Origin of the sequence: Actinomycetospora chiangmaiensis DSM 45062 (assembly GCF_000379625.1) — a bacterium.
Classification (GTDB): Bacteria; Actinomycetota; Actinomycetes; order Mycobacteriales; family Pseudonocardiaceae; genus Actinomycetospora; species Actinomycetospora chiangmaiensis.
Genome location: NZ_KB903217.1, coordinates 115,172 through 138,873, shown reverse-complemented (window position 1 = coordinate 138,873; position 23,702 = coordinate 115,172). Strand labels below are relative to the sequence as shown.

Annotated in this window: 22 protein-coding genes and 1 pseudogene; 7 read left to right on the top strand and 16 right to left on the bottom strand. The window is 74.4% G+C overall.

The window, feature by feature from the left end:
* The first annotated feature begins 58 nt into the window (after positions 1–58).
* Together A3CO_RS0100770 and A3CO_RS0100765 are read left to right on the top strand one after the other, a co-directional pair.
* Positions 59–1,519: an alpha/beta hydrolase gene (locus tag A3CO_RS0100770; protein ID WP_026204151.1), complete on the top strand. Its 1,461-nt coding sequence runs from the start codon at positions 59–61 to the stop codon at positions 1,517–1,519.
* Positions 1,520–1,531: 12 nt separating this feature from the next.
* A complete protein-coding gene (locus tag A3CO_RS0100765) occupies positions 1,532–2,131 on the top strand; it encodes a GNAT family N-acetyltransferase (RefSeq protein ID WP_018330326.1) in 600 nt (199 codons plus the stop codon).
* Here A3CO_RS0100765 and A3CO_RS29400 read toward each other — a convergent pair.
* Complete coding sequence (locus A3CO_RS29400; RefSeq protein ID WP_018330325.1) at positions 2,092–3,519, bottom strand: FAD-dependent oxidoreductase; 1,428 nt, start codon at positions 3,517–3,519, stop codon at positions 2,092–2,094. The genes A3CO_RS0100765 and A3CO_RS29400 overlap by 40 nt on opposite strands.
* Positions 3,520–3,585: 66 nt before the next feature.
* On the opposite strand from A3CO_RS29400, the gene A3CO_RS0100755 reads away from it, so the two are divergent.
* The gene (locus tag A3CO_RS0100755) at positions 3,586–4,212 is read left to right on the top strand and encodes a TetR family transcriptional regulator (RefSeq protein ID WP_018330324.1); all 627 of its coding nucleotides are present in this window, start codon (positions 3,586–3,588) and stop codon (positions 4,210–4,212) included.
* Here A3CO_RS0100755 and A3CO_RS35170 read toward each other — a convergent pair.
* The 8 genes from A3CO_RS35170 to A3CO_RS35165 all read right to left on the bottom strand — a co-directional run bounded on the left by A3CO_RS35170 (position 4,172) and on the right by A3CO_RS35165 (position 13,639).
* A complete protein-coding gene (locus tag A3CO_RS35170) occupies positions 4,172–4,495 on the bottom strand; it encodes a DUF5313 family protein (protein WP_157646906.1) in 324 nt (107 codons plus the stop codon). The two genes, A3CO_RS0100755 and A3CO_RS35170, sit on opposite strands and share 41 nt — an antisense overlap.
* Positions 4,488–7,430 carry an FAD-binding and (Fe-S)-binding domain-containing protein gene (locus A3CO_RS0100745; RefSeq protein ID WP_018330322.1) on the bottom strand — a complete coding sequence of 981 codons (2,943 nt, stop codon included), beginning with the start codon at positions 7,428–7,430 and terminating at the stop codon, positions 4,488–4,490. Before A3CO_RS0100745 ends, A3CO_RS35170 begins: the two co-directional genes overlap by 8 nt.
* 20 nt (positions 7,431–7,450) lie before the next feature.
* Positions 7,451–8,677, bottom strand: a complete 1,227-nt coding sequence (locus A3CO_RS29390; protein WP_018330321.1) for an amidohydrolase family protein — start codon at positions 8,675–8,677, stop codon at positions 7,451–7,453.
* A complete protein-coding gene (gene pepE / locus A3CO_RS0100735; RefSeq protein WP_018330320.1) occupies positions 8,647–9,348 on the bottom strand; it encodes a dipeptidase PepE in 702 nt (233 codons plus the stop codon). The genes A3CO_RS29390 and pepE overlap by 31 nt, the downstream gene beginning before the upstream one ends.
* Before the next feature lie 87 nt (positions 9,349–9,435).
* The gene (locus A3CO_RS0100730; protein WP_018330319.1) at positions 9,436–11,166 is read right to left on the bottom strand and encodes a GMC oxidoreductase; all 1,731 of its coding nucleotides are present in this window, start codon (positions 11,164–11,166) and stop codon (positions 9,436–9,438) included.
* A 56-nt stretch (positions 11,167–11,222) separates the two neighbouring features.
* Positions 11,223–11,714 (bottom strand): hypothetical protein, encoded by a 492-nt coding sequence (locus A3CO_RS0100725; RefSeq protein ID WP_157646904.1) that lies wholly within the window; start codon positions 11,712–11,714, stop codon positions 11,223–11,225.
* An 87-nt stretch (positions 11,715–11,801) separates the two neighbouring features.
* Positions 11,802–12,770 (bottom strand): NADPH:quinone reductase, encoded by a 969-nt coding sequence (locus tag A3CO_RS0100720; RefSeq protein WP_018330317.1) that lies wholly within the window; start codon positions 12,768–12,770, stop codon positions 11,802–11,804.
* Entirely contained in the window at positions 12,767–13,639 is an 873-nt protein-coding gene (locus A3CO_RS35165) for a YihY/virulence factor BrkB family protein (protein ID WP_157646903.1), read from the bottom strand. Before A3CO_RS35165 ends, A3CO_RS0100720 begins: the two co-directional genes overlap by 4 nt.
* An 18-nt stretch (positions 13,640–13,657) precedes the next feature.
* Between A3CO_RS35165 and A3CO_RS40180 the strand changes: the two are divergent.
* Positions 13,658–14,161: pseudogene (locus tag A3CO_RS40180) on the top strand (CDP-alcohol phosphatidyltransferase family protein); the annotation flags it as partial.
* Here A3CO_RS40180 and A3CO_RS0100710 read toward each other — a convergent pair.
* Complete coding sequence (locus A3CO_RS0100710; RefSeq protein ID WP_018330315.1) at positions 14,145–15,794, bottom strand: phytoene desaturase family protein; 1,650 nt, start codon at positions 15,792–15,794, stop codon at positions 14,145–14,147. The pseudogene A3CO_RS40180 and the gene A3CO_RS0100710 overlap by 17 nt on opposite strands.
* Positions 15,791–16,912 (bottom strand): glycosyltransferase family 2 protein, encoded by a 1,122-nt coding sequence (locus A3CO_RS0100705; RefSeq protein ID WP_033413371.1) that lies wholly within the window; start codon positions 16,910–16,912, stop codon positions 15,791–15,793. Before A3CO_RS0100705 ends, A3CO_RS0100710 begins: the two co-directional genes overlap by 4 nt.
* Before the next feature lie 96 nt (positions 16,913–17,008).
* On the opposite strand from A3CO_RS0100705, the gene A3CO_RS0100700 reads away from it, so the two are divergent.
* Positions 17,009–17,794 carry a carotenoid biosynthesis protein gene (locus tag A3CO_RS0100700; RefSeq protein ID WP_018330313.1) on the top strand — a complete coding sequence of 262 codons (786 nt, stop codon included), beginning with the start codon at positions 17,009–17,011 and terminating at the stop codon, positions 17,792–17,794.
* On the opposite strand, the gene A3CO_RS0100695 is transcribed toward A3CO_RS0100700, so the two are convergent.
* Positions 17,791–18,648 carry an SCO6745 family protein gene (locus A3CO_RS0100695; RefSeq protein ID WP_157646902.1) on the bottom strand — a complete coding sequence of 286 codons (858 nt, stop codon included), beginning with the start codon at positions 18,646–18,648 and terminating at the stop codon, positions 17,791–17,793. The genes A3CO_RS0100700 and A3CO_RS0100695 overlap by 4 nt on opposite strands.
* 29 nt (positions 18,649–18,677) lie before the next feature.
* Positions 18,678–19,589, bottom strand: a complete 912-nt coding sequence (locus tag A3CO_RS37785) for an SCO6745 family protein (protein WP_018330311.1) — start codon at positions 19,587–19,589, stop codon at positions 18,678–18,680.
* Positions 19,590–19,730: 141 nt separating this feature from the next.
* On the opposite strand from A3CO_RS37785, the gene A3CO_RS37780 reads away from it, so the two are divergent.
* Together A3CO_RS37780 and A3CO_RS0100680 are read left to right on the top strand one after the other, a co-directional pair.
* Complete coding sequence (locus A3CO_RS37780) at positions 19,731–20,267, top strand: DinB family protein (RefSeq protein WP_018330310.1); 537 nt, start codon at positions 19,731–19,733, stop codon at positions 20,265–20,267.
* A complete protein-coding gene (locus A3CO_RS0100680) occupies positions 20,267–21,298 on the top strand; it encodes a zinc-dependent alcohol dehydrogenase (protein ID WP_018330309.1) in 1,032 nt (343 codons plus the stop codon). Before A3CO_RS37780 ends, A3CO_RS0100680 begins: the two co-directional genes overlap by 1 nt.
* Before the next feature lie 40 nt (positions 21,299–21,338).
* Here the strand turns inward: A3CO_RS0100680 and A3CO_RS0100675 are convergent, their stop codons facing one another.
* From A3CO_RS0100675 to A3CO_RS0100665, 3 genes are all read right to left on the bottom strand, one after another.
* Positions 21,339–21,512, bottom strand: a complete 174-nt coding sequence (locus A3CO_RS0100675) for a hypothetical protein (RefSeq protein WP_157646901.1) — start codon at positions 21,510–21,512, stop codon at positions 21,339–21,341.
* 90 nt (positions 21,513–21,602) lie between these two features.
* Positions 21,603–22,895, bottom strand: coding sequence for a hydroxyacid-oxoacid transhydrogenase (locus A3CO_RS0100670; RefSeq protein ID WP_018330307.1), 1,293 nt, complete (start codon positions 22,893–22,895; stop codon positions 21,603–21,605).
* A 51-nt stretch (positions 22,896–22,946) separates the two neighbouring features.
* Positions 22,947–23,540: a mismatch-specific DNA-glycosylase gene (locus A3CO_RS0100665; protein ID WP_018330306.1), complete on the bottom strand. Its 594-nt coding sequence runs from the start codon at positions 23,538–23,540 to the stop codon at positions 22,947–22,949.
* Positions 23,541–23,702: the final 162 nt, after the last annotated feature.

The following is a 23,702-nucleotide window of genomic DNA, read 5'->3' as shown; positions in this document are numbered from 1 at the left end:
AGGCCGAGCCACGGCGACAGGCCCACCCCACTCGGAACCCGTGCTACGACTCCCCGTGATGCGCACGCGCCTGTGGTTCGTCGTGGTCCTGCTGCTCGCGGCGTGCTCGGGCCCGGTCGGAGCACGGCCCGGCCCCACCCCGGCGCCGTCGTCGGCTGCACCCCTGCCGACCGACACCGTCGCCGTCCCTCGCCTGGACTGGCGCCCCTGCGGTGCGTTCCAGTGCTCGACGTTCACGGTGCCCTTGGACTACCGGAACCCGACCGGCCCGACGATCGCCCTCGACGTCGTCCGTCTGCCGGCGCTCGACCCGGCGCTCCGGATCGGCACGGTCGCCGTGAACTACGGCGGTCCGGGCACGCCCGGGACGTCGAGCCTGCGGCGGCTCGTCGGCCGGTTCGACGGCGTCCGTGCGCGCCTCGACGTCCTCGCCCTCCAACCTCGCGGGGTCGACCAGGTGCGGTGCGGGCTGGCGGACGGCGAGCCCGCGCAGCCGACCGGGTCGCCGCTGTCCGACCCCGTCGGTTTCTGGGCCTCGGCGCGGGCGATCGGTCAGGCTTGCGTGGCCGGTTCGGGCGAGCTCCTGCGCCACCTGTCGACCGCGAACGCCGCCCGCGACCTCGACCTGCTGCGCCGCGCCCTCGGCGAGCGGACGATCAGCATCTACGGCTACTCCTACGGCACCTACCTCGGCGCCACCTACGCGAACCTGTTCCCCGGACGGCTGCGGGCACTCGTGGTCGACGGCGCGCTCGACCTCGCCGCCAACGCCGGTCCGGCCGACCCCACCCGGCCGGTCGACGTCCGGGCCCACGTCGCCCAGGCCCGCGACGAGGCCCTCGACGCCGTGGAAGCGGCCTGCGCCGCCGCCGGCCCGCGCTGCGCCGCGAACCCCGATCCCGCGGGTCGCATCGCGGCCGCCGTCGGGACCGCGACCCGCACGGCCACGTCGGCGCAGCTCGCGGAACGGGTGAGCACCGCCCTCGAGTCGGGCGGTCGCCTCGACGGGCTCGCCCGCGCCTTCCCGACGTCGGGTGTGGTCCCGCCGGTGCCCGACCTCGCCGCGGGCGCACCACCGCACTCGCCTGCCTTCCTCGCGGTCCAGTGCACCGACGTGGTCACGCCGATCGCCGAGCAGATGACCGCCCTCCTGCCCGCCGAGCAGGCTGCGCACCCGCTGTTCGGGGTCCCGGTCGCGCTCAACACGGCGGCGTGTGTCGACTGGCCGGCGATCGACCCCGATCGCTATCTCGGTCCCTGGAACGCGTCGCTGCCGGCCCCGGCACTGGTCATCAACGCGCGCTACGACCCGGAGACCCCGCTCGCGAACGCCCGGGCCACCGCCGCGCAGCTGTCGCGGGCCCGGGTCCTCGTGGTCGACGGGTTCGGGCACACCACCCTCGACCTCCCGAGCCGCTGCGCCACGGACGCGGCCGCCGCGTACCTCCTCGACCCCACCCGGCTCCCGGCCGAGGGCGCCGTCTGCCCGCCCGACCCCGGGGCGGTGCCGTTCACGTGATGAGCTGACGCCGTGCTCGTCACCACGACCTACCTCGAGCAGACCGCCCCCGAGCAGCTCCGACCCGCCGTCGAGCCCGTCGAGTCACTCGAGGTCGTCCGGGCCGAGATCCCGTCCCCGGAGTTCTCCCGGTTCCTCTACACGGCGGTGGGTGGTCCCTGGTCGTGGACCGACAAGCTCGGCTTCACGTGGAACCAGTGGTACGACCACCTCACGCAGCCGGGGTTCGAGACCTGGGTGGCCCACCACCGCGGCACCCCGGCGGGCTACGCCGAACTCAGGGGCCGCCCGGTCGACGACGGCACGGAGGTCGAGATCGAGTCGTTCGGGCTCCTGCCGCACGCGATCGGCCGCCGCTTCGGCGGCCACCTGCTGACCCGGGCCCTCACCGAGGCGTGGCGGCTCGACACCCGGTGGCCGGAGCTGCCGCCCGTCCGCCGGGTCTGGCTCCACACCTGCACGCTCGACGGCCCCCACGCCCGCCGGAACTACGAGCGCCGTGGCCTCGTCGCCTACGACACCCGCACCCACGAGCAGGCCGACGCGGACCCGCCCGGCCCGTGGCCCGGTGCTCAGACGGACACGGCGGCCGCACTGCGCGACCACACGTAACCGTCCGGCCGGATGACGACCACGGTCCCGTCGTCCGCGCCGTAGGCCTCCCGCAGGGTCCCGTCGGCGGCCAGTGCGTCGGCGTCGAGCACCTGCACGCTGCCGCCGGGGAGGTCGGAGGGAGCGTCGACCCCGTCCACCACCCCGCCGAACGCGAGCACGGTCCAGTCCGCGGCCCGTCGGCGCACGAAGAGCGTCGACCCGTCGACGAGGGGCGCGTCCGGGGCGCGGTCGCCCGCGACCGGGCCGGACCCGGCGTCGGAAACGGTCCGGTAGGTGATGCCGAGGCCGCGGGTGTCCCGGAGCTGCTCGGAGGTGCGTGACCAGAACTGGCGGCCGGTGAGCTCGCCGGAGAGCCCGAGCACGTGGGCGGCGACCGGGAGCCGCTCGGCGGTGTAGGAGTCGAGCAGGGCCGGGTCCGCGCCGTGCACCACGGCGGCGAGCTTCCAGCCGAGGTTGATCGCGTCGCCGATCCCGGTGTTCATGCCCATCCCGCCGGCGGGCGAGTGCACGTGGGCGGCGTCGCCGGCGAGGAACACCCGCCCGACCTGGTACTTGTCGACCATCCGCACGTTGAGCCGCCAGTCGGAGGCGACCTCCACCCGGCGGACGTGGACGCGTGGGCCCAGGGACTCGACGAGCTCGGTGAGCAGCTCCGGCGTGGCGTGCCGCTCCGGGTCGGTGTGCGCGATCTGGATCTGCCACGTCGTGGTCGCGGGCAGCGGGCAGAGCGCGAAGAACACCGCGCCGGTGCCGGCCAGGGGGCCGTCGGCGGCCCACTGGTGCCAGTGGTCGCGGTCGAGCCCGTCGATCTCGGCGTCCCCGAGCAGCAGCCGCACCTCCTCGTGGGTCTCGCCGAGGAAACCGACGCCGAGCTGGCGGCGGACGGTGCTCGACCCGCCGTCCGCGCCGATCAGCCACGCGGACCGCAGGCGCGATCCGTCGTCGAGAACGACCTCGACGCCCTCCTCGTCCTGCGACAGCGACGCGACCCGCGTGCCGAAGGAGACCTCGACCCCCTCCTCGGCCAGCCGCTCGCGCAGGACCTGCTCCGTGCGCCACTGCGGGATGAGCATCGAGGTGCGCCACGGCGTCGTCGGGTCCGCGGTCGCGGCGTCGAGGTCCGGGTTGCGGGGGGTGTCGCGGACCGTCCCGTCTGCCCGGTGGTGCCGGAAGGGCAGGTCGAAGACCCCCAGGGACACGAGGCGGTCGGCGACGCCGAGCTGGTCGAGCAGCTCCAGTGTCCGCGGCTGCATGCCCTTGCCCCGCGACCCGCGGTGCGGGCCGTCCAGCCCGTCGAGCACGCGGACCGACACCCCCCGCCGCGCCAGGTCGACCGCCGCCGTCAGTCCGGTCGGCCCCGCTCCCACCACGATCACGTCGTCCATGCCACGTGACACTACGCCTCAAGTGAGACTCAGTGTCAAAAGAATTCTCGTGCCACAATCACACCCATGGGGCTGCGGGAGCGGAAGAAGGAGCGCACGCGCGCGGAGCTGCAGCGGCACGCGCTGCGGCTCTTCCGCGACCAGGGGTACGCCGCGACCACCGTCGACGACATCGCGGCGGCGGCCGACGTCAGCCGCAGCACGTTCTTCCGCTACTTCCCGACGAAGGAGGACGTCGTCCTGCTCGACGACGTCGACCCCGTGATGGAGCGCGTCGCGGCGGAGCTCCCGGTCGGGACGCCCCTGATCGAGGCGGTCCGCATCATCGTGCGCGACGCGTTCGGCTCGCTCGACGACGAGGCCCGCGCCCTCGAGGAGGTGCGCATGGACCTCGCGCGCACCATCCCCGAGATCGCCGCGATCCTGCGCGAGCGGAACTCCTTCGGCGTCGAGCAGATCGCGGGCATGGTGTCGCGCGGTATCGGGCGTCCCGCCGACGATCCCGAGGTCCTGCTGTTCGCCGGGGTCGTGGTCGGGGCCCGCTACGCAGCGCTCGCCCGGGTCCACGCCGGCCGGACGACGAGCTACCTCGACGAGCTGGACGCCATGCTCTCCCGACTGGTGACCGGCATCCCGCTCGCGGACGAGCCGATCAGGGCTCCGCGTCCCGACCCAGCACGATCTCCGGCATGAACCCGTGCTGGTAGAGCCGCTTCTCCCGGATCAGCGGCGAGAAGATCGCCGCCATGAACATCGCCGAGAACCACACGAAGCACGGCAGGGCCACCCGCAGCCAACCCGGGCCCGGCAGCAGCGCGAGCAGCGCCACCGGCACGCACTGCACGGTGGTCCGCGCGAGTGCCCGCAGGAACCAGGTGCGTGCCGTCAGGTCGTGCAGCACCCAGTCCCCGTAACGCACCGGCAGCCGCGCCCCGTACGCGTAGGCGACCCAGCGCAGGACGCCGGGTCTAGACACGCAGCCCCAGGGCCCGCGCGGTGAGGCGCGCGAGGTGGGTCGGCTCGTGCCCGGCGTTGTCCAACTGCCGGATCTGCGTCCGGCACGAGTAGCCGTCGGCGAGCACGGTCGTGTCCGCGTCGGCCTCCCGGACCTTGGGCATCAGGCCACGCTCCGCGCACGCCGTCGAGACCTCGTAGTGCCCGTCCTCGAACCCGAAGTTGCCCGCCAGCCCGCAGCAGCCCTCGTCGAGCACGTCGGCCTGCACCCCGAGCGCCGACATCACCGCGCGGTCGGCGTCGGTGCCCAGCTCGGCGTACTGGTGGCAGTGGATCTGGACGAGCGCCTTCCGCGGCGCCTGGTCCGACAGCTCGGCCAACTGCTCCGTGTGGTCCGCGAGTACCTCGGCGAAGGTCCGGATCGACTTCGACGCCACCTGCGCGAGGTCGTGATCCCGGCCCAGCACCTTGAGGGAGTCACCGCGCAGCGCGGCGGTGCACGAGGGCTCCAGGCCCACGATCGGCACGCCGTCCTCGAGCCATGGCCGGATGCGCTCCAGCGACCGCTCGATGACCTGGCGCGCGACCGAGACCTGCCCCGTCGTCACCCAGGTCAGGCCGCAGCACACGGTCTTCTGCGGCAGCTCCACCCGGTAGCCCAGCGCCTCGAGGACGCGGATCGCGTCGATCGCGAGCTCGGGGTCGAAGGCCGGGGTGAAGGAGTCGGTCCACAGCAGGATGCGCTTCCCGACGTCGGGTCGCGCGGCGTGCTTCCGGACGTCCAGCAGCCGCCGGAGCGGCTTGGGCGCGAACGGCGGGATCGACCGCTGCGGGGCGATGCCGCCGGCCTTCTTGGCGATCGACGCCAGGGCCGGTCGCTGCGCGAGCGCGTTCGCGATCTTCGGTGCGCCCGGCACCTTCGAGGTGATCGCGAGCCACGCCGGGAGCCACCCCATCGACCAGTGCGACCGCGGCCGGTCCTTCGCGCGCCCCGCGTAGTGCTGGGCGAGGAACTCGGTCTTGTAGGTCGCCATGTCGACGCCGACCGGGCAGTCGCGCGAGCAGCCCTTGCAGCTCAGGCACAGGTCGAGCGCGTCCTCGACCTCCTGGGACTGCCACCCGTCGGGCACCGTCTGCCCGGACGCCATCTCGAACAGCAGCCGGGCGCGGCCACGGGTCGAGTGCTTCTCCTCGCCGGTGACGCGGTAGCTCGGGCACATCACGCCGCCGCTCGCGGTGATGCACTTCGCGACGCCGATGCAGCGCCGGGTGGCCGAGGCGAACCCGGTCTCCGGGGCGCCGTCGTGGATGAAGTCCAGCTGCGTGCGGGTCGGGATCGTCGGCTGCCCGATGAAGACGCGGATGTCCTCGTCGATCTTCGGCGGGTCGACCACGCGGTGGGGGTTCATCCGGCCGTCCGGGTCCCACGCCGCCTTGAAGTCGGAGAACGCCTGCATCATCGTCGGCGAGTACATGCGGGAGAGCAGCTCCGCGCGGGCCTGGCCGTCGCCGTGCTCGCCGGAGAGCGACCCGCCGTGGGCCACGGCGAGGTCCGCCGCGTCCTCGAGGAACGAGCGGAAGTTCTTCAGACCCGCCGTCGTGAGCAGCTGGAAGTCGATGCGGACGTGCACGCAGCCGTCGCCGAAGTGCCCGTAGTAGGCCCCGGTCCGGCCGTGCTTGGTGAGCAGCGCGTCGAACTCCCGCAGGTACGAGCCGAACTTGGCCGGCTGCACCGCGGCGTCCTCCCAGCCCGGCCAGGCCTCGACGCCGCCGGGGCCGCGGGTGACGATGCCCGACCCGTCCTCGCGGATCTTCCACAGCGCCCGCATGGCCTTCGGCTCGCTGACGACCTTGGCGTCGACCGTCGCCCAGGCCATCTCCTTCGCGATCGCCTCGGCCTTCTCGTGGGCCTCGCCGCGGGTCTCGCCGCCGGTCTCGACGTAGAGCCAGCCCTTGCCGCGCGGCAGCGCCTCGTGGGTGCGGTCGTCGGGCCGGGCCGCGCGCAGGGCGCCGATGACGCCGACGTCCATGCCCTCGATCGTCAGCGGCGCGTGGTCACGGATGGGCACGACGTGGTCGGCGGCGGCGTAGGCGTCCTCGAAGCCGAGCACGGCGAGCGCGCGCACCGGCGGCGAGGCCACCATGTCGACGGTCGCCTCGAGGATCGTCACGCAGGTGCCCTCGGTCCCGACCAGTGCCTTCGCGAGGTCGAAGCCGTGCTCGGGCAGCAGCTGGTCGACGTTGTAGCCGCTCACCCGGCGGGTGAGGTCCGGGGTGTCGGCGCGGACGACGTCGGCGGTGCGGTCGCGCAGCGCCTTCAGGTCGCGGTACACGCGGCCCTCGCTGCCGGGCCGGCGCGCCGCGGCGTCGATCGCGGCGTCGTCCATCGGGCCGCCGACGTGCATGCGGGTGCCGTCGGCGAGCAGGACGTCGAGCTCGCGGACGTTGTCGACCGTCTTGCCCCACGCCACGGAGTGCGACCCGCAGGCGTTGTTGCCGATCATCCCGCCGAGCGTGCAGCGGTTGTGAGTCGACGGGTCCGGGCCGAAGGTCAGGCCGTGCGGCTTCCCGGCGTCGCGCAGGTCGTCGAGCACGGTGCCGGGCTGCACCCGGGCGGTTCCCGACGACGGGTCGATCTCCAGCACCCGGCGCATGTGGCGGGAGAAGTCCACGACGACGGCCTCGTTGACCGACTGCCCGCAGATGCTCGTCCGCGCCCCGAGGGGGAGCAGCGGCACGCCGTGGCGGCGGGCCACCTCGACGGCCCGCTCGACGTCGTCGCCGTCGACGGGCTGCACGACGCCCAGCGGCACGTGCCGGTAGTTCGACGAGTCGGCCGACCACATCGCGCGCGTGGCCGTGTCGAACCGGACCGATCCGCGGACGGCTCCGGCGAGCTCCTGGGCGAGCAGGGAGTGCTCCGCGTCTGCTCCGGGGCGGATCGGTGCGGTGGTCATGGCTCCATCATCGGGGTCGGTCAGAGCCCGTGCAGGGTCGCCGTCGTCACGGTCTCGGCCACGACGCGCCCGCCACTGATCACGAGGCGCCGGGGCACGCGGTCGAGCAGGGCGGTGTGGTGGTCCGCGCCGGGGGCGTCGAGGACGACGAGGTCCGCCCGGCTGCCGGGCGCGAGGTCGTGGCCGCCCACGTTCAGCATGTCGGCGGCCCCGGCGGTGACCCGGTCGAGCAGGCGGTCGATTCCCTCCGCGGTGCCGAAGGGCTGGGTGTGTGCGGCGAGGAGGGTCACGTCGAGCATGTCCACGGTGCCGAACGGGGTGAAGGCGTTGCGGACGTTGTTGCTGCTCAGGGCGGTGGCGACCCCGGCGTCGAGCAGCTCGGCCACCGGCGCCGCCCGGCCCTGCAGGTACAGGTCGGTCGGCGGCAGCACGACGAGCCCGACCCCGGCCTCCGCCAGCCGGTCGGTGATGCGGCGCCGGGTGTCGGCGGTGAGGCCGGCCATCGTCGTGACGTGTCCGAGCGTCGTCCGGCCGCCCCAGCCGCGCTCGGCGGTCACGTCGGCGACGTACGTCGCGAGGGTGTGCCGCGGGTCGTCGGGTCCGGCCGCGAAGTCGGCGTGGACGTCGACGTCGACGTCGAAGCGCGCGGCGAGGTCGAACACCCGGCGCACGTGCTCGCGGCAGCCCTCGACGTCGTCCTCGGCGTAACTGCACCCGCCGATCACGTCCGCCCCGCGCCGCAGGGCCTCGACCAGCAGCTCGTCCGTGCCGGGCCGGGCGGCGATCCCCTCCTGCGGGAACGCCACGACCTGCAGCTCGACGACCCCCGCCCACCGCTCCTTGAGCTCGAGCAGGGCGTCGAGGCTCGTGAGGCCGACGGTGGGGTCGACGTCGACGGGCGTCCGGATCAGGGTGGTGCCGTGGCGGACGGCCCGGCGCAGGACGTCCTCGGCGCGGGCGACGACGTCGTCGTGGGTGAAGTGCTCCTTGGCCTCGGCGGTCGCGCTCACCGCGCCCGCGAGGGTGCCGTCGCCGCCCCCGAGCAGCGCCTTGTCGAGGTGCAGGTGCGGTTCGACGAGGCCGGGCAGGACCGGGCGTCCGCCACCGTCGACCGCCGTGACCCCGGGGGCCGTGAGGGCGGGTCCGATCTCCGCGATGCGGCCGTCCTCGACGCGGACGTCGACGGGGGTGTCGTGTCCGCGGGGGAGGACGTCCGTCAGGAGGAGATCGTGGGGGCGAGCAGCCATGAGACGTCCGTACCCGGTGCGAGCTCGACCGGCTCCTCGTCGCGGCGGAAGAGCCGGGCGGTGTTCCCGCCGAGGGTCACCGTGTCGCCGGTCCGGTGCAGCCACGCACCCTCGCGCAGCCCGACGACGGGTACGCGGTTGAGCTCGTGGAACTCCCGGATCCGTTCCTCCCGGGTCTCGCCCTGGTGCGTGCTCGTGGGGTCCGGGTCGAGGTAGTGCGGGTTCACCTGGAACGGCACGCGCCCGAGGGCGTCGAGGCCGCCGGGGTCGACGATCGGCATGTCGTTCGTGGTCATGATCGTCGGCTGGGCGAGGTTCGTGCCGGCCGAGCTGCCGGTGTAGCGGCAGGCGTCGTTGGTCCGCAGGGCGTCGAGCACGCCGAGGCGCCGCACGTCGTGGAGCAGCCGGAAGGTGTTGCCGCCGCCGACGAACACGGCCTCGGCGCCCGCAGCCGTGGCCGCCGGGTCGGGCTCGCGGTGCAGCGGGCGCAGGTCGATCCCGAGCGCGTCGTGGGCCCAGCGGAAGTACGCGTCGTGGTCGGCCTGCGCGTAGGGCACGAACCACACCGTGCGCCCGTCGAGGTGGTCGTCCAGCACCGTGCGGGCGTGTGTGAACGGCTCCGAGCCGCCGGGTGGGCGGGAGTTGGACAGCAGCAGCACGTCACCGGACACGCCGGTCAGTCTCCCGTGTCGGGCGAGGGGCCCCGTCGCTCGATCCACCGGGCCGTGAACGCCCCTCGCCCGGGGACGCCCGACCCGTCAGGAACCCGCGACCGGGGTGCGGGGCGGGACCGGGGGAACGGGCAGCGTCACCGTGCGCAGGGCGCCCGGAGCGCCCGCGGGCACCACGGGGTGCACCGGTGCGACCGGCTCCAGCCGCTCGTAGGCCGCGCCGAGCGGCGGCCGGGGGTCGGCCTCGCCCTTGTTGGGCCAGAACGCCATGGCGCGCTCGGCCTGGGCCGTGATGGTCAGCGAGGGGTTGACGCCGAGATTGGCCGAGAGCGCCGACCCGTCGACCACGTGCAGGCCGTCGTAGCCGTAGAGGCGCTGGTAGGCGTCGATCACACCGGTGGTCGGCGACGTCCCGATCGCGCAGCCGCCGATGAAGTGCGCGGTCATCGGCATGTTCACGGCCTCGCCCCAGGTGCCGCCCGGGTCGCCGTCGATGATCTCGGCCATCCGGCGGGTGGTGGCGTTCGCGGCCGGGATCCACGTGGGGTTCGGGGTGCCGTGGCCCTGGCGGGAGACCAGCCGGCCGAAGCGGCGCCGCACGGTGATCGAGTTGTCCAGCGACTGCATCACGAGCGCGATGACGGTGCGCTCCGACCAGCGGCGCTTGTCGAACGAGCGCAGCAGCGTCCGGGGGTGCCGCAGGCCCTGGCCGAGCATCTTGACCAGGCGCGGCACCCGGCCGTCGCCGTCGGTCATGAGCGTGGTGAGCAGCCCCATCGCGTTCGAGCCGTAGCCGTAGCGGCAGGGCTCGATGTGGGTGTCGGGGTCCGGGTGCCACGACGACGTGATCGCGACGCCCTGCGTGAAGTCGCGCGGCCCGCCCCGCTGCGGCGCGCGCCGGGACATGGCGCCGACCAGCGCCTCGGAGTTCGTCCGCGTCAGGTGCCCGAGCCGGGCGGAGATGCTCGGCAGCACCCCGGTGTCGCGCAGGCGGTGCAGCAGTGACTGCGTGCCCCAGGTGCCGGCGGAGAAGATGACCTGGTCGGCCGTCCAGACCGTCCGGCGGCGTCGGCCACCGCGGGTCGGTCGCGTCACGACCTCCCACCCGGACGCGAGCGGGCGCACCGAGAGCACCGTCGTCTCGGGGTACACGAGGGCGCCGGCCCGTTCGGCCAGCCCGAGGTAGTTCTGGTCGAGGGTGTTCTTCGCGCCGTGGCGGCAGCCCGTCATGCACTCGCCGCACTCGATGCAGCCGGTGCGGTCGGGCCCCGCGCCGCCGAAGAACGGGTCGGGCACCGTGACGCCGGGCCCCTCGCCGAAGTACACGCCGACCCGCGTCGGGGTGACGGTGTCCTCCCGGCCCCATTCGCGGGCGACCTGGCGCATCACCTGGTCGGACGGGGTCACGGTCGGCTGCGTGACGACCCCGAGCATCCGCTGGGCCTGGGCGTAGAAGGGGTCGAGCTCGTCGCGCCAGTCGGTGATCGAGGCCCACTGCGGGTCGCGGTAGAAGGCCTCGGACGACGGCTGGTAGAGCGTGTTCGCGTAGTTCAGCGATCCGCCGCCGACGCCGGCGCCCGCGAGCACCACGACGTCACGCAGGACGTGGATCCGTTGGATGCCGTAGCAGCCCAGCGCAGGGGCCCAGAGGAAGTTGCGGACGTCCCAGGAGGTCGAGGGCAGCGTCTCCGGGCTGAAACGCCGTCCCGCCTCGAGGACCCCGACCCGGTAGCCCTTCTCGGTCAGACGCAGCGCCGAGACGCTGCCGCCGAATCCGGAGCCGATGACGAGGACGTCGTGGTGGTGGTCGCGCACCACCGCACGTTAACTCGCGGGTAGGTGTGACGGAAGGTCACCCGTACCTGCTGTCTCCTCTAGTGGGCCATGCTCCGGTCGAGCCCGAGCCAGCGCGCCGTCTCGTCGTCGACGAGCTCGCGCAGGATCACGGCGTTGCCCGGCACGACCGGGGCGCCGTCCTTGAACTGCCGGCCCTTGGCACCCATGTACGGGGCGCTGGGCTTCCAGTCGGGGTGCGCCATGATCGTCTCGGCCGGCACCCGGTGCTCCTCCGGGATGACCCCGAGGATGCCGTCGGCGTACCACTCGGCCTCGTTGTCGGCGCCGGTGCGCGAGTACGGGTTCGAGTCGAAGACGACGACGGCGGCGATGCGGCCGCGCCCGTTCCACTCGTGCACCCACCCGACGGTGCCCGGCCCGACCCGCTTCTCCCGCGAGTGCGAGACGGCGAGCTTCCAGGAGGTGCGGGTCCCGGCGCGGTCCCCGTCGGAGTCGAAACGGGCGGCGGGCGAACGGATCCACGCGGCCTCGTCGTCGGCGTTCTCCGCCGGAGTCCACGCGAGCATCACGTCTCCGATCACCTCGAAACGTGCGGAACGGCTGACCACGGACGGCCTCCCCGGGGGTCGATTCCCGGGAGGCGTCCGCCTCCCGGCCTAGGGGATAAGCATGACCTTCCCGACCGCGCCGTTCTCCACCGCCTCCTGAGCTGCGACGACGTCGTCGAGCGGGTAGGTCGTCGCCTCCAGCGCGGTGAGCTCTCCGGCCGCCACGGCGCCCCGCACCCAGGCGACGTCGGCGGCCAGATCGGCGGCGGTGATGTTGTAGAGCAGCACGAAGCGGATCGTGGTGTTGGAGACCATCAGCCGCCGCACCGGGATGGTCGGGTCGTTCGGCTCGTTGGCGTACACGGCGATGGTCGTGTTGTCGCTGACGGCGAGGTCGAGCTCGAGGTTCGCGCCGAGGGCGACCTCGACGATCCGGTCGACCCGCTCGGCGAAGGCGCGGACCTTCTCGACCGCCCCGTCCTCGCGGTAGTTCACGACGAGGTCCGCCCCGGCCGCGCGGGCGCGCTCGCCCTTGGACTCCGAGCTCACCGTGGCGACCACCCGGGCACCCGCGTACTTCGCCAGCCCGATCGCGAAGTGGCCGACCGCGCCCGCCCCGCCGGCCACGAGCACGGTCTTCCCCGCGAGCGCGGCGGGGTCGCCGCCCAGGCAGTGCGCCGCCGTGACGGCCGGGACGCCGAGGCAGGCGCCGAGGTCGTCGGAGGCGTCGTCAGGCAGCGGGACGGCCCGCTCGGCGGGCAGCACGCTGAACTCCGCGGCGGTCCCGTAGCGGTTCTTGAACGCCGCCAGGTGGAGCCACACCCGCTGGCCGACCTCGCGGCCCTCGACGCCCTCGCCGACCGCGTCGACGACGCCCGCGCCGTCCTGGTGCGGGATCTGGAAACCGTCGGGCTCGCCGCCGGTCAGGCCGGCGCGGCTCTTCCAGTCGGTCGGGTTGATCGCGGAGCGGGTGATGCGGACGCGGACCTGGCCGGGACCGGGCTCGGGGACGTCGATCTCCTCGACGGAGAGCACGTCCCGGGCGGGCCCGGTCCTGCGGTAGACGGCTGCCTTCATGACGGTCCGGTTTCCCCGCCCGAGGGTCCGTCAGACGCCGTCCTGCGCTCCTGGAGCACCTGGTCGAGCACGACGGTCGCGCGGAACCCGCAGAGCACGAGGATGTGCAGCAGGAACAGCCACAGCGCCAGCGCCGACACCGCACCCACGATCGGCAGCCCGCCGAACGGCGCCGACCACTGGATCGGGATGGCCAGGAACACCACGAAGCCCTGGAGGAAGCCCGCGAGCACCGAGCCGGTGGCGAACGCCCCGATCCAGAGCGCCTTCCCGCCGAGCCGACCGGGCGCCACGAACCGGAAGAGCGCGACGAGGGCCAGCGACACCGTCAGGAACACCACGTGGAAGGCGATGACCACGCCGAGCACGAGCGACCAGCCGCCGGCGGCGTACAGCGGCCCGACGACGGGCGCCGCCGCCAGCACCACCACGACGAGGAAGGGTGCGACGGCCGCGACGCCGAGCAGCCCGGCGCGCCCCCGCCAGCCGGTGAGCCGGTCGGGCACGTCCGCGAACTGGCGGAACGCCCGGCGGAGGCCCTCGCCGTAGAGGCTGGCGGGGAAGAGCACGACCAGCGCCTTCCACCACGGCATCCCGAGGGCGACGGCCGTGAGCGTGCGCAGCGCCTCGGGCGTGCCGTGGCCGGGCGGCAGGCCGCCGATCGCCGCCTCCATCGCGGTCGTGAGCACGTCGCCGCCGACCAGACGCCCGACCGCCCACAGCGAGGCGAGCGCCAGCGGCACGAGCCCGATGACGCCGAAGTAGGTGGCGCCGGCGGCCCACAGGGCGACGTCGCTGACCGGGAAGGTCCGCCCGACCTGCCGCGCGAGACCGGCCGCGCGCTGCCGTCGGGTGGTCACCGTGGCCACCGGTGGCACGCTGGCCGGGTGGGAGCGGATCCGGACGCCGGGTGGTCGGCGCGCCACGGCGGCCTGGCACCGTCGGCGGTGGTGCGCGGCTGGCTGCGGCTGGTCCGGGCCTGCGTGCGTCCGTTCCTGGGGGTCCCCCCGGACGTGCTCTCGGTGGCCGGGGTGCTGGCGTTCGCGGGAGCCCTCCTGGTGGCGACGGCGGGTGCGCCGTGGGTGGCGTTCGCCGGGGTGCTGGTGGTGCTGGGCGGGGTGCTCGACGGGCTCGACGGGGCGGTGGCCCTGGCCGCCGACCGGGCACGGCCGCTCGGGGCGGTCGTCGACGCCGTCTGCGACCGCCTGGGGGACCTGCTGCTGGTCGCGGTGCTCGTCGTGCTCGGCGCACCGGCCCCGGCCGCGGTGGCGGTCGCGGCCGTGACGCTGCTGCACGAGTACGCCCGGGCGCGGGCGCAGTCGGTGGGCATGCCCGGGGCGGGCGCGGTGACGGTGGCGGAACGGCCGACGCGGATCATCGTCGTCGCCCTCCCCGTGCTGGGGGCGGCGGTGCTGCCGAGGGTGCCGGGCCCGGGGTGGAGCTGGGGGACGACGTTCCTGACGACGTGGGCGGCGTTGGCGCTGGTGGGTCTGGTGCAGCTCGCCGTCGGGATGTGGCGCTCGATCCCGGCGGAGTTCCCCCCGGAGATCCCGCCGGACCGATGAGACCCGCCACGATCTCGGCCGACATCAGCACCAGCGGGATGCCGCCGCCGGGGTGGGCCGAGCCACCGACGAGGTGGAGGCCGGGCAGCGGCCCCGCGTTGGCGGGTCGCCGGAGCGCGGCCCGCGGGCCGTGGGAGGCGGTGCCGTAGATCGCGCCGCCGGGCGAGTCGGTGCGGCGCTCGAGGTCGGCGGGGGTGAGCACCTCGACGAACCGCAGCCGTGGCCGGACGTCGACCCCGCGGGCCGCGAGCACGTCGAGCACCCGCTCCGCGTAGGCCTCGCGCAGGCCGGGGGCGTCCCAGTCCACGCCGCGCGCCCGCCCCGGGTCGTGCACCGGGGCGTTCACCAGCACGAACCACCCCTCGGAGTCGTCGTCGGGACGCAGCGCGGGGTCGTCGGGGGCGTGGACGTAGACCGTCGGGTCCTCGACCGGGCGGGGTCGGCGGCCGAAGACCGCGTCGAACTCGGCGGCGTAGTCGGCGGGGAAGAACACCCGGTGGGCCGCGGCCTGCGACCGGCCGGAGAGCCCCAGCAGCAGCACGAACCCGGCGCTCGACGGGGGGACCCGCCGGAGCCGTCGTCGGGCCCGGGGGGCCGCGCCGCGGGGCAGCAGCCGCTCGTGGAGCACCGTGGCGTCGGCGTTGCACACCACCGCGTCGGCGCGCCGCTCCCGCCCGGCCACCCGGACCCCGACCGCCCGGCCGGCCTCGACCAGCACCTCGTCGACGGGCGACGACAGGTGCACCGCCACGCCCAGCTCGACGCACCGCGCGTGCAGGGTGTCGACGATGCGGCGCAGCCCCCCGGGCACGTACCAGGCGCCGAACTCCTGCTCGACGAACGAGGTCACCGAGAGCACGGCGGGCGTCCGGCGCGGGTCGGAGCCGGAGTAGGTCGCGTAGCGCTCCAGCCAGGTGCGCATCCGGGGGTCGGGCAGCACCCGGCGGGCCAGGCCGCGCACCGTGCGCCACGGCGCCACCGCCCGCAGGCCCCCGGGGCGGAGGCTCATCCGCAGCAGCGCGGGGAGCGTCAGCGGACGCCGGAGCACGTCCTCGCCCACGAGCTTCCAGAGGTGCTCCGACCGGGCGTGCAACCGCGACCAGGCCGTGCCCGCCCCGGGGCCGAAAGCGGCGTCGAACGCGGCCGGGACCTCGGCCGGGTCGTGCGGCAGCGTCAGGCGGGTGCCGTCGGCGAAGGTGTAGTCGCAGGCCGGGTCGACGCGCTCGACAGCGAGACCGGCGGGGCCACCCGTCGTCGTGAGGAGGTCCTCGAGGAGGCCGGGCAGCGTGAGCAGCGAGGGCCCGGTGTCGAAGGTGAAGCCGTCGCGCTCGACGACGCCGAGCTTCCCGCCGACGACGTCGGCCTGCTCGTGGACCTCGACCTCGTGCCCCGCCGCGGCCAGCCGGGCCGCCGTCGCGAGGCCGCCGAGGCCTGCCCCCACGACCACGACGCGGCTCACAGCGTCCGCCCTTTCCACGTCAGGGTCCCCCGGACCCGTCCGGTCCAGGACGAGACCAGCAGCGCCAGGGTCGTCAGCACCGAGATCGGGTGGCCGACGGCGTCCCAGCGGCTCGTCGCGGTGAACCGGGCGGCCAGCACCCGCCCGGCGACGCCCGCCGCGTAGCCGACGGCGCCGGTCCGGGACCCGGCGAGCGCCGCGGCGGGCGGCAGCACGTAGACGACGAGCAGCGCGGCGGCGACCCCGACCGCGCCGACCGGGGAGCCGAACGCCGCCCAGAGCGACTTCCGGTAGCCGGCGTGCAGGTCGCGGCCGGTGTCGTACATCCGGCAGGTCGCGAGCGAGGAGCCGTCGCCGACGCCGGTGTGCCCGCCCGTGCGGCGGATCGCCCGCGCGAGCGCGATGTCGTCGAGCACCGCGCCGCCGACGGCGGGCCAGCCGCCCGCCCGGGCGAGGGCGGCCGCCTCGACGACGAGGAACTGCCCGTTGGCCACCGCCATCGAGGGCCGGCGGCTGCGCTCGGCCGCGCGCAGCGGCAGCGTCGTGAGCCAGGACCAGGCGAGCAGCGGCTGCACCAGGCGCGCGAGCGGGCCGGACACGGCCTGCCGCGGCCACGGCGAGAGCAGCGCCAGGGGCGCCGGGTCCCGCAGCATCGCGATCGCCGCGGCGACGGCGTCGGGGGCGAGCACGACGTCGGCGTCGACGAAGACGAGCACGTCCCCGCGCGCGGCCGCGGCCAGCTGCGCGCACGCGTGCGGCTTGCCGAGGGTCCCGGCCGGCGGGGGGACGCCGGGCAGCACGCGCAGCCGGGCGTCGCCGACCGCCGTCGCGCCGACGACGTCCGCGGTGCCGTCGGTGGAGCCGTCGTCGAGCACGAGGACCTCGAGGTCGGCCACCCCCCGCTGGGCGAGCAGCGAGGTGATCGTGGACGCGATCCGCGGCGCCTCGTCCCGGGCGGGCACGAGCACCGAGACCGGGGTGCCCACCGGTGGCGGGACGGCGGGCGGCCGGCGGAGCCGCCGGTGGTTGACCACCTGGTGGAGCGTCCCGAGGACGGCGAGCGCGGAACCCGAGGTCACGAGCAGGCGCACGGGTGAGAACGGACCTGCGGCGGGCACCCCGGCACCGTAGGCACGCCCGATCGACGCCGCAGAGCGGTCCACGATCCGACGTGGATCGCGAGCGTGGAGGCTGGGGCACGTGGTGGCGAGCGCATGGTGACGACCGCCCGTCGGGCGGCGGTGACGACGGCGGCCCTGCCGGCCTGGGTGCTCGTGGGCGCCGCGGTGCTGGTGCAGATCGTCTACCCGCTGGTGCCCACCTCGTGGCTCACGGGTGTGACGGTCACCAGCGTCGTGGTGTTCTTCGGGGCGTCGGTGGCCGACGTGGTCCGGGTGCACGGGGTGCGTGGGGGTCTGCTCCTCGTGGGGATCGCCGGCGGCGGCGGGCTCGTCGCCGAGGCCGTCGGGCTCGCGACGGGCTTCCCGTTCGGGGCCTACGCCTACACCGGGACCCTGGGCCCGGAGCTGCTCGGCGTGCCGGTGGTCGTCCCGCTCGCGTGGGCGATGATGGCGTGGCCCGCACTCGTCGTCGGGCGGACGTTGGCGGTGCGGGGTGCCGGGGTCGTCGTCCTCGGCGGACTCGCCCTCGCCGCGTGGGACCTGTTCCTCGACCCGCAGATGGTCGCCGCCGGCCACTGGGTCTGGTTCGCGCCGCACGCCGCCCTGCCCCTGGTCCCGGGGATCCCGGTGACGAACTACGTCGGCTGGGTGCTCGTGTCGGTCCTCGTCGTCGGCGCGCTGCACCTCGCCCTCGGCGCCCGACGGCGCGCTCCCGGCTCCGGCCCGGCGGCCGCGCTGTACCTGTGGGTCTACGCCTCGTCGGTCCTCGGCCACCTGGCGTTCTTCGGGCTGCCCGGGTCGGCGCTCGTGGGCGGGGTCGGGATGGGGGCGATCGCGGTGCCGTTCGCGGTGACCACGTGGCGCCGCCGGCCGCACTAGCCGGCGAGCAGCTTCTCGTCGTCGTCGGGGAACGCCCCGGCGTCGCGGATCTCGCGCGACCAGCGGGTGCACCGCTCGACGGCGACGTCGAGCCCGTGCTCCATGCCCTCGATCACGGGGTCGAGGGCGGCCTCGGTGGCGTCCTCGACGTCGTCGCGCAGGGCGGCGCCGCGCTCGGTGAGCCGGATGCGGTCGCCCTCGCGGGTGATGAGCATGCGGTCGAGCAGATCGGCGGTCGCCTCCTCGATGGCCTCCTCGGACCACGACCGGGTGCGCGTGTAGTCGCGTCCCGCCATCCCGATCCAGGCCTCGGTGAGCAGGTTGGACTCGAGCATCCCGATGCCGTGGGACACGAGCGCCGCGATGTGGGCGTCGCCCCGGAACTCGCGCAGCAGGTTCGTCGCGTGCCAGAGGCGGGCCCAGGCGTCGCCCGGCCACGCCATCCCCGCGTGACCCGCGAACAGCGGCTTCCCCAGCAGGGGCGCCTCGTCGAGGCCGCCCCGGAGCACGGCGACGACCTCCTCGACGTCGCGCATCGGCTCACCGAACACGCGGTGCAGGCACCGGGTGGCGCCGGCCAGTTTCGCGGCGAGGGCGTCGGGGACGCTCGCCGTCGACAGCGCGGACTCGTAGACGCCGGTGAGCATGTCCGGCTCGAACGCCCCGAAGGTGGCGACGACGAGGCTCGCCGGCGGCAGGCCGAGCGCCCCGGCGCGCCCGAGGACGTAGCCGTGCCACCGGCGCAGGCCCAGGGCCTCGTACTGCTCGTGGGCCTCCGGGCTGTGCGCGTACACCATCGCGATCGGCTCGATGGCATCCCGGAGGCGGCGGGAGGGCGAGGTCGCAGGAGGCACCCGCTCCACCTACCCGGCCCGTCCGCGTCTCACCCGGCCGCGCGCTTGTAGGGGTCCGGCGGGAACCAGCCCGCGGCGACGACCCGGTCGGCCCAGGAGCCGAGCGTGGCGACGAGCTCGTCGAACCCGTCCGCGAGGGCGTCCACCACCCGCTGCTGCGCGAGGTCGGTGGCGGTCTCGATCTCCTGGCGCAGGCCCGTGCCCGCCGGGGTCAGCGCCCCGTTCGCGACGAGGCCGCGGGCCTCCAGGCGCGCGAACGCCGCGTCCATGGCCTCCGGGGACCAGCCCCGGGTGCCGGTGTACTCGTAGAGGTCGTACCCGGCGCGCAGCTCGGTGAGGATGTTCGCCTCGAGTCCGTCGACGCCGGCGGCCACGCAGGCGCCGAGGTGGGCGTCGCCGCGGTGCTCGCGGTAGAGCGAGGCGACGTGCCACAGCGCGGTGTGGGCGTCGGTTGGCCAGGGCTGGTCGCGCAGGCTCGCGTAGAGCGGCCGCCCCGCGAGCTCGCCCGGTCCGCCGGCGTCGAGCGCCTCGCGCAGCCGACGGGTGACACGGCCGAGCTCGGCCTCGTCGACACCCGCCAGCGCCGCCCGGAGGCCCTCCCCGCCGCCGGCGACCCGGACCTCGAGCAGCTCCTCGACGCTGCAGGTGTCCCGCGCCTGGCGCCACAGGTCGGCCGCGAGGCCCGGCTCGAACACGGCGAAGGTGGAGGCCACCACGCCGGGCGTCACGTCGCCGAGGGTGCAGCCACGGCCGCCGACGTAGCCGGTGAGGAAGTTCAGGCCCGCCTTCTGCAGGTGCTCGTGGGCGGGCGCGCTCCAGATGTGGACCATCGCGAGCGGCTCGAGCACGTGGCGCAGCGCCAGGGCGGGGGTGTCGGTGGCGGGGGCGGTCGCGCCCTCCCGCGGCTGGAAGAAGGCCTCTTTGGCGGCGGCGAAGTCCACGGCGCGAATTGTGGCCCACACCACGGGGCGCCGTCGACGGCAGCGCGAGCCGGGACCTGTCCGTTCGGGTCGGGTACGGCCCGCCGTCGGGGGTATAACGAGCGGGACCGTGACTCCCGACACCCCGAGGAGACGCCCACCGTGGCCGACGACCAGCCGTCCGTGTCCGACAAGGCCGTCGCCGACGCCGACGAGGCGCTGGGTCGCCTCGTCGGCATCGTCGAGAAGTTGAACGACGGTGACCTGCACCGCGCCCACCGCGACGGCGGGTTCACCGTCTCCGAGGTGATCTCCCACATCAACGTCTCGGTGGTCCTCTGGGCGGGTGACCTCGCCCGGCTGCTGGCCGACCCCGAGCTCGGGTTCTTCTACCGCGAGGAGATCGGCCACGACGCGAAGGGCTACCCGCCCCCCACCGTCGAGCTCGCGCTGGGTCAGCTCGCCTCGACCCGCCGCACGATCTCCACCGTGGTCCCCGACGTGCCGCCGGAGATCCTGGAGCGCAGCGTGGAGATCCCCGACCTCGGCACGATGACGGTCGAGGAGTGGACCCCGCTGATCCTCGGCCACGCCATCGGTCACGTGGACCAGGCGGTCGAGATCCTCGTCGACCGCGAGGTGCTGTCCGCCGACGAGGCCGGCGCGAAGGACGAGGCCGGCGCGAAGGACGCGTCCTGATGCGCGCCGCGGTGCTCACCGGCCTCGGCCAGGTCGAGGTCCAGGACCGTCCCGAACCCGAGGTCCGCCCGGACTGGGTGATCGTCGACGTCGAGGCCATGTCGGTGTGCGGCACGGACGTGCACCAGCTCGAGGGCCGCATCGAGACGCCGTTCCCCCGCGTCCCGGGACACGACTTCGCGGGCCGCGTGGCCGAGGTCGGCGAGGGCGTCGACCCGTCGCTGGTCGGCACCCCGGTGGCGGTCAAGCCGTCGCTGCCGTGCATGGACTGCCCGGTGTGCGCGGAGAAGAACTTCGACGAGTGCCCGAAGAAGAAGCTCATGGGCCTCTGGTCGGACGGGTGCATGACGGAGAGGGTCGCGGTCCCCGCGATCAACCTCGTCCCGCGCCCCGAGGACGTCCCGGCCTGGCAGGCGTGCCTGCTCGAGCCGCTGGCGGTCGGGCTCAACACGATCGACCGGCTGAACATCCGGCTCGGGGACACCGTGCTCGTGCTCGGCCAGGGCCCGATCGGGCTCTGCATGGCCCGCCTCGCCGCCCTCTCCGGTGCCGGCAAGCTCATCGTCACCGACGCCCGCGACGAGGTCTTCGAGATCTCCCGCGCGTGGGGCGCGACGCACACGATCAACGTGCGCGAGCAGGACCTCGTCGAGACGGTCTCGGAGCTCACCGACGGCCTGCTCGCCGACGTCGTCATCGAGACCTCGGGCTACCCCGACTCCGCCGGCGCCGTGCTCGACGTGCTGCGCAAGAAGGGCAAGCTCGCGATGGTCGGGTTCGCGAAGGACCTGCCGCCGCTGCCGATCATCCCGATGCTGATGAAGACGCTGACGCTCTACGCGGTCGGCGGCAACGGCGGGTTCGGGCAGTACGAGCGGGCCCTCGAGCTGCTCCACACCGGTCGCGTGCAGCTCGACAAGCTCGTCACCCACCGCTTCGCGCTGGAGGACGTCGCGGAGGCGCTCGACACCGGCCTGCACCGCAAGGACGGCGCGATCAAGATCATCCTGTCGCCGACGGGCGAGTTCTGACGCGCACCCCGTTCCGCGTGAGGGGAACCCTCGGGCGCTCTTATGGCTCGAGGGTTCCCCTCACGCGTTCCGGGCTCTTCCCGACGGCGGGTGCGGGCGTCGGCTCGCGGTCGAGGCAGAGGTCGATCGTCTCCAGGTCGGCGTAGCGCGCCGCCCCGTGCTGGGCCATGAGCATCGCGACGTCCTCGTCGCCGCCCTCGTTCGCACCCGGCATCGCCGTCTCCTCCCGCCACGCGAGTGGCACGTCAGGCAGGTCCACGCGCCCGCGGACCCGCGTGGTGTACCACCCGCCGCGGGAGGGTGCTCACCAGTTCTGGATGGACTTCGCGAAGATGTCCGCGATGTCGTCCTCGGTCGGCATCCGCGCGCACGTGGCGAGCAGACGCTGCTGCTTCATCGTGCCGTCGACGAGGTCGGGGATGTCGGACTCGCCGAACCCGACCTCGCCGATCCCGTTCGGGATGCCGATGTCGCGCATCAGCTGCGTCACCACGTGCGGCAGCTGCTCGGCGGCGTCGTTCTGCGTCTCGGCGTCCGGGCCGAGCAGCCGGGCGGCGGTCAGGTGGCGCTCCGGGGCCGAGGAGAACCCGAACCGGAACGCCTCCGGCGCCGTCAACGACACCGACATCCCGTGCGGCACCATCGCCTCGTCCTGCGGGTAGCCGGCGGGCCGGAAGTCCTTCACCTGGCCCGCGATCGGGTAGGCGTTCGCGTGCGGGATGTGCACGCCCGAGTTGCCGAAGCCCATCCCCGCGAACGTCGCGGCCATCATCATGTCGGTGCGCGCCTCGACGTCGTCGGTCCCGCGGTGCACCGCGTGGCGGAACGACTTCGCGAGCAGGCTCATCGACCGCTCGCACCACAGGTCGGAGACCGGGTTGGCGCCGCAGTAGGTGACGCGCTGGTCGGGCGTCTTGCGGTCGAAGTCGGCGTACCAGCGCGCGGTGTAGCTCTCCAGTGCGTGGCAGACGATGTCCATCCCGGACGCCGCCGTGACCTCCGGCGGCAGCGTCATCGTCAGCAGCGGGTCGACCACCGCCATCGTCGGGCGCAGCCGCCAGTGGCTGATCCCGGTCTTCACGCGCAGCGACAGGATGTCGAGCACGCACATGGCGGTCGACTCGGAACCCGTCCCCGCCGTCGTCGGGACCGCGATCAGCGGCTTCAGCGCGCCCGGTGGGACCTGCGCGTTCCCGACCGGCTTGTTCACGTAGTCCATCAGCTCACCCGGGAACGTGGTGAGCAGGTTGACCGCCTTCGCGGTGTCGATCGACGACCCGCCACCCACCGCGACGAACCCGTCCCACGGGCCCTGCTCGGTGGCGTAGCCGATGGCCTTGTTCATCGAGTCGTCGGTCGGCTCGACGTGCACCCCGTCGAAGATCTCGACGGTCATGTCGAACCGGCGGATCGAGTCGGCGATCCGGTCGGGCAGCCCGGTCTGCTGCATCCCGGGGTCGGTGATCAGGAGAATGCGCTTCGCCCCGTACTGCGACAGGTCGAAGCCGATCTCGTCGGCGGCCCCGGCACCGAACTTCAGCGGGGGTGCTCCCCAGGTGAAGATCGACTCCTCCGTGGGCACGGGCGGGACGGTCATGGCGGCCCTCCGATCGCAACGATGCGGATCCAGGCATCTGACCCTGCCGCGTCAGGCGTGGACCCGCAATGCGGCGAACTCCGCCGCCAGCGTCGACGGCGTGTAGTGCGCGTTGAGCCCGCTCGGGTTCGGCAGCACCCAGAGGCGGGTGGGCTCAGCACCGTCCCCCGCTCCGCTCGCCCCGATCGTGCGCTCCTGCTTCCCGACGACGGCCCTCGGCTCCCCGAACGCGGTCCGGTAGGCCACCACCCCGACGACGGCGAGCCAGGCCGGCCGGAGGTCTCCGGCCAGGGCGCGCAGCCGCTCCCCGCCGGCGCGCAGCTCGTCGTCGGAGAGCTCGTCGGCGCGGGCGGTGGCACGGGGCGCGACGTTGGTGATGCCGAGGCCCAGCGCGGGCAGCAGGTCCTGCTCGGCGGGGGCGAACAGCCGCGGCGTGAACCCCGACGCGTGCAGGGCGGGCCAGAAGCGGTTGCCGGGCCGGGCGAAGTGGTGCCCGGTGTACGCCGAGACCAGACCCGGGTTGATGCCGGAGAACAGCACCCGCAGCGGCGGGTCGTCCGCGCCCGGCAGGACGTCGGGCAGCAGCCAGTCCCGCGCGGCCTCGAGTTCGGCCCGGGTCGGTCCCCGTCGTCGTGCGGTCGCCACGTGGCCCCTCGTTCCCGCCCCGGCCGTCGTCCACCCACCCCGTACCTGACGAACGGGTCGTTCGTGGCCTCTTGATGCACGAACGGGTCGTTCGTCCGGTTCAGGGGTGCCGCCGGACGGCCCAGCCGAGCGTCCCCACCGGCAGTCGGCACCCCGGTCGTC

What these genes read in the sequence shown, in the direction of transcription:
- A3CO_RS29400 (WP_018330325.1), bottom strand. Translation starts at nt 3,519, where the DNA reads ATGGACGACGTGATCGTGGTGGGAGCGGGGCCGACCGGACTGACGGCG.
- A3CO_RS0100745 (WP_018330322.1), bottom strand. Translation starts at nt 7,430, where the DNA reads ATGACCACCGCACCGATCCGCCCCGGAGCAGACGCGGAGCACTCCCTG.
- A3CO_RS0100770 (WP_026204151.1), top strand. Translation starts at nt 59, where the DNA reads ATGCGCACGCGCCTGTGGTTCGTCGTGGTCCTGCTGCTCGCGGCGTGC.
- A3CO_RS0100680 (WP_018330309.1), top strand. Translation starts at nt 20,267, where the DNA reads ATGCGCGCCGCGGTGCTCACCGGCCTCGGCCAGGTCGAGGTCCAGGAC.
- A3CO_RS0100720 (WP_018330317.1), bottom strand. Translation starts at nt 12,770, where the DNA reads ATGAAGGCAGCCGTCTACCGCAGGACCGGGCCCGCCCGGGACGTGCTC.
- A3CO_RS0100700 (WP_018330313.1), top strand. Translation starts at nt 17,009, where the DNA reads ATGGTGACGACCGCCCGTCGGGCGGCGGTGACGACGGCGGCCCTGCCG.
- A3CO_RS0100670 (WP_018330307.1), bottom strand. Translation starts at nt 22,895, where the DNA reads ATGACCGTCCCGCCCGTGCCCACGGAGGAGTCGATCTTCACCTGGGGA.
- A3CO_RS0100675 (WP_157646901.1), bottom strand. Translation starts at nt 21,512, where the DNA reads ATGCCGGGTGCGAACGAGGGCGGCGACGAGGACGTCGCGATGCTCATG.
- A3CO_RS0100755 (WP_018330324.1), top strand. Translation starts at nt 3,586, where the DNA reads ATGGGGCTGCGGGAGCGGAAGAAGGAGCGCACGCGCGCGGAGCTGCAG.
- A3CO_RS29390 (WP_018330321.1), bottom strand. Translation starts at nt 8,677, where the DNA reads ATGGCTGCTCGCCCCCACGATCTCCTCCTGACGGACGTCCTCCCCCGC.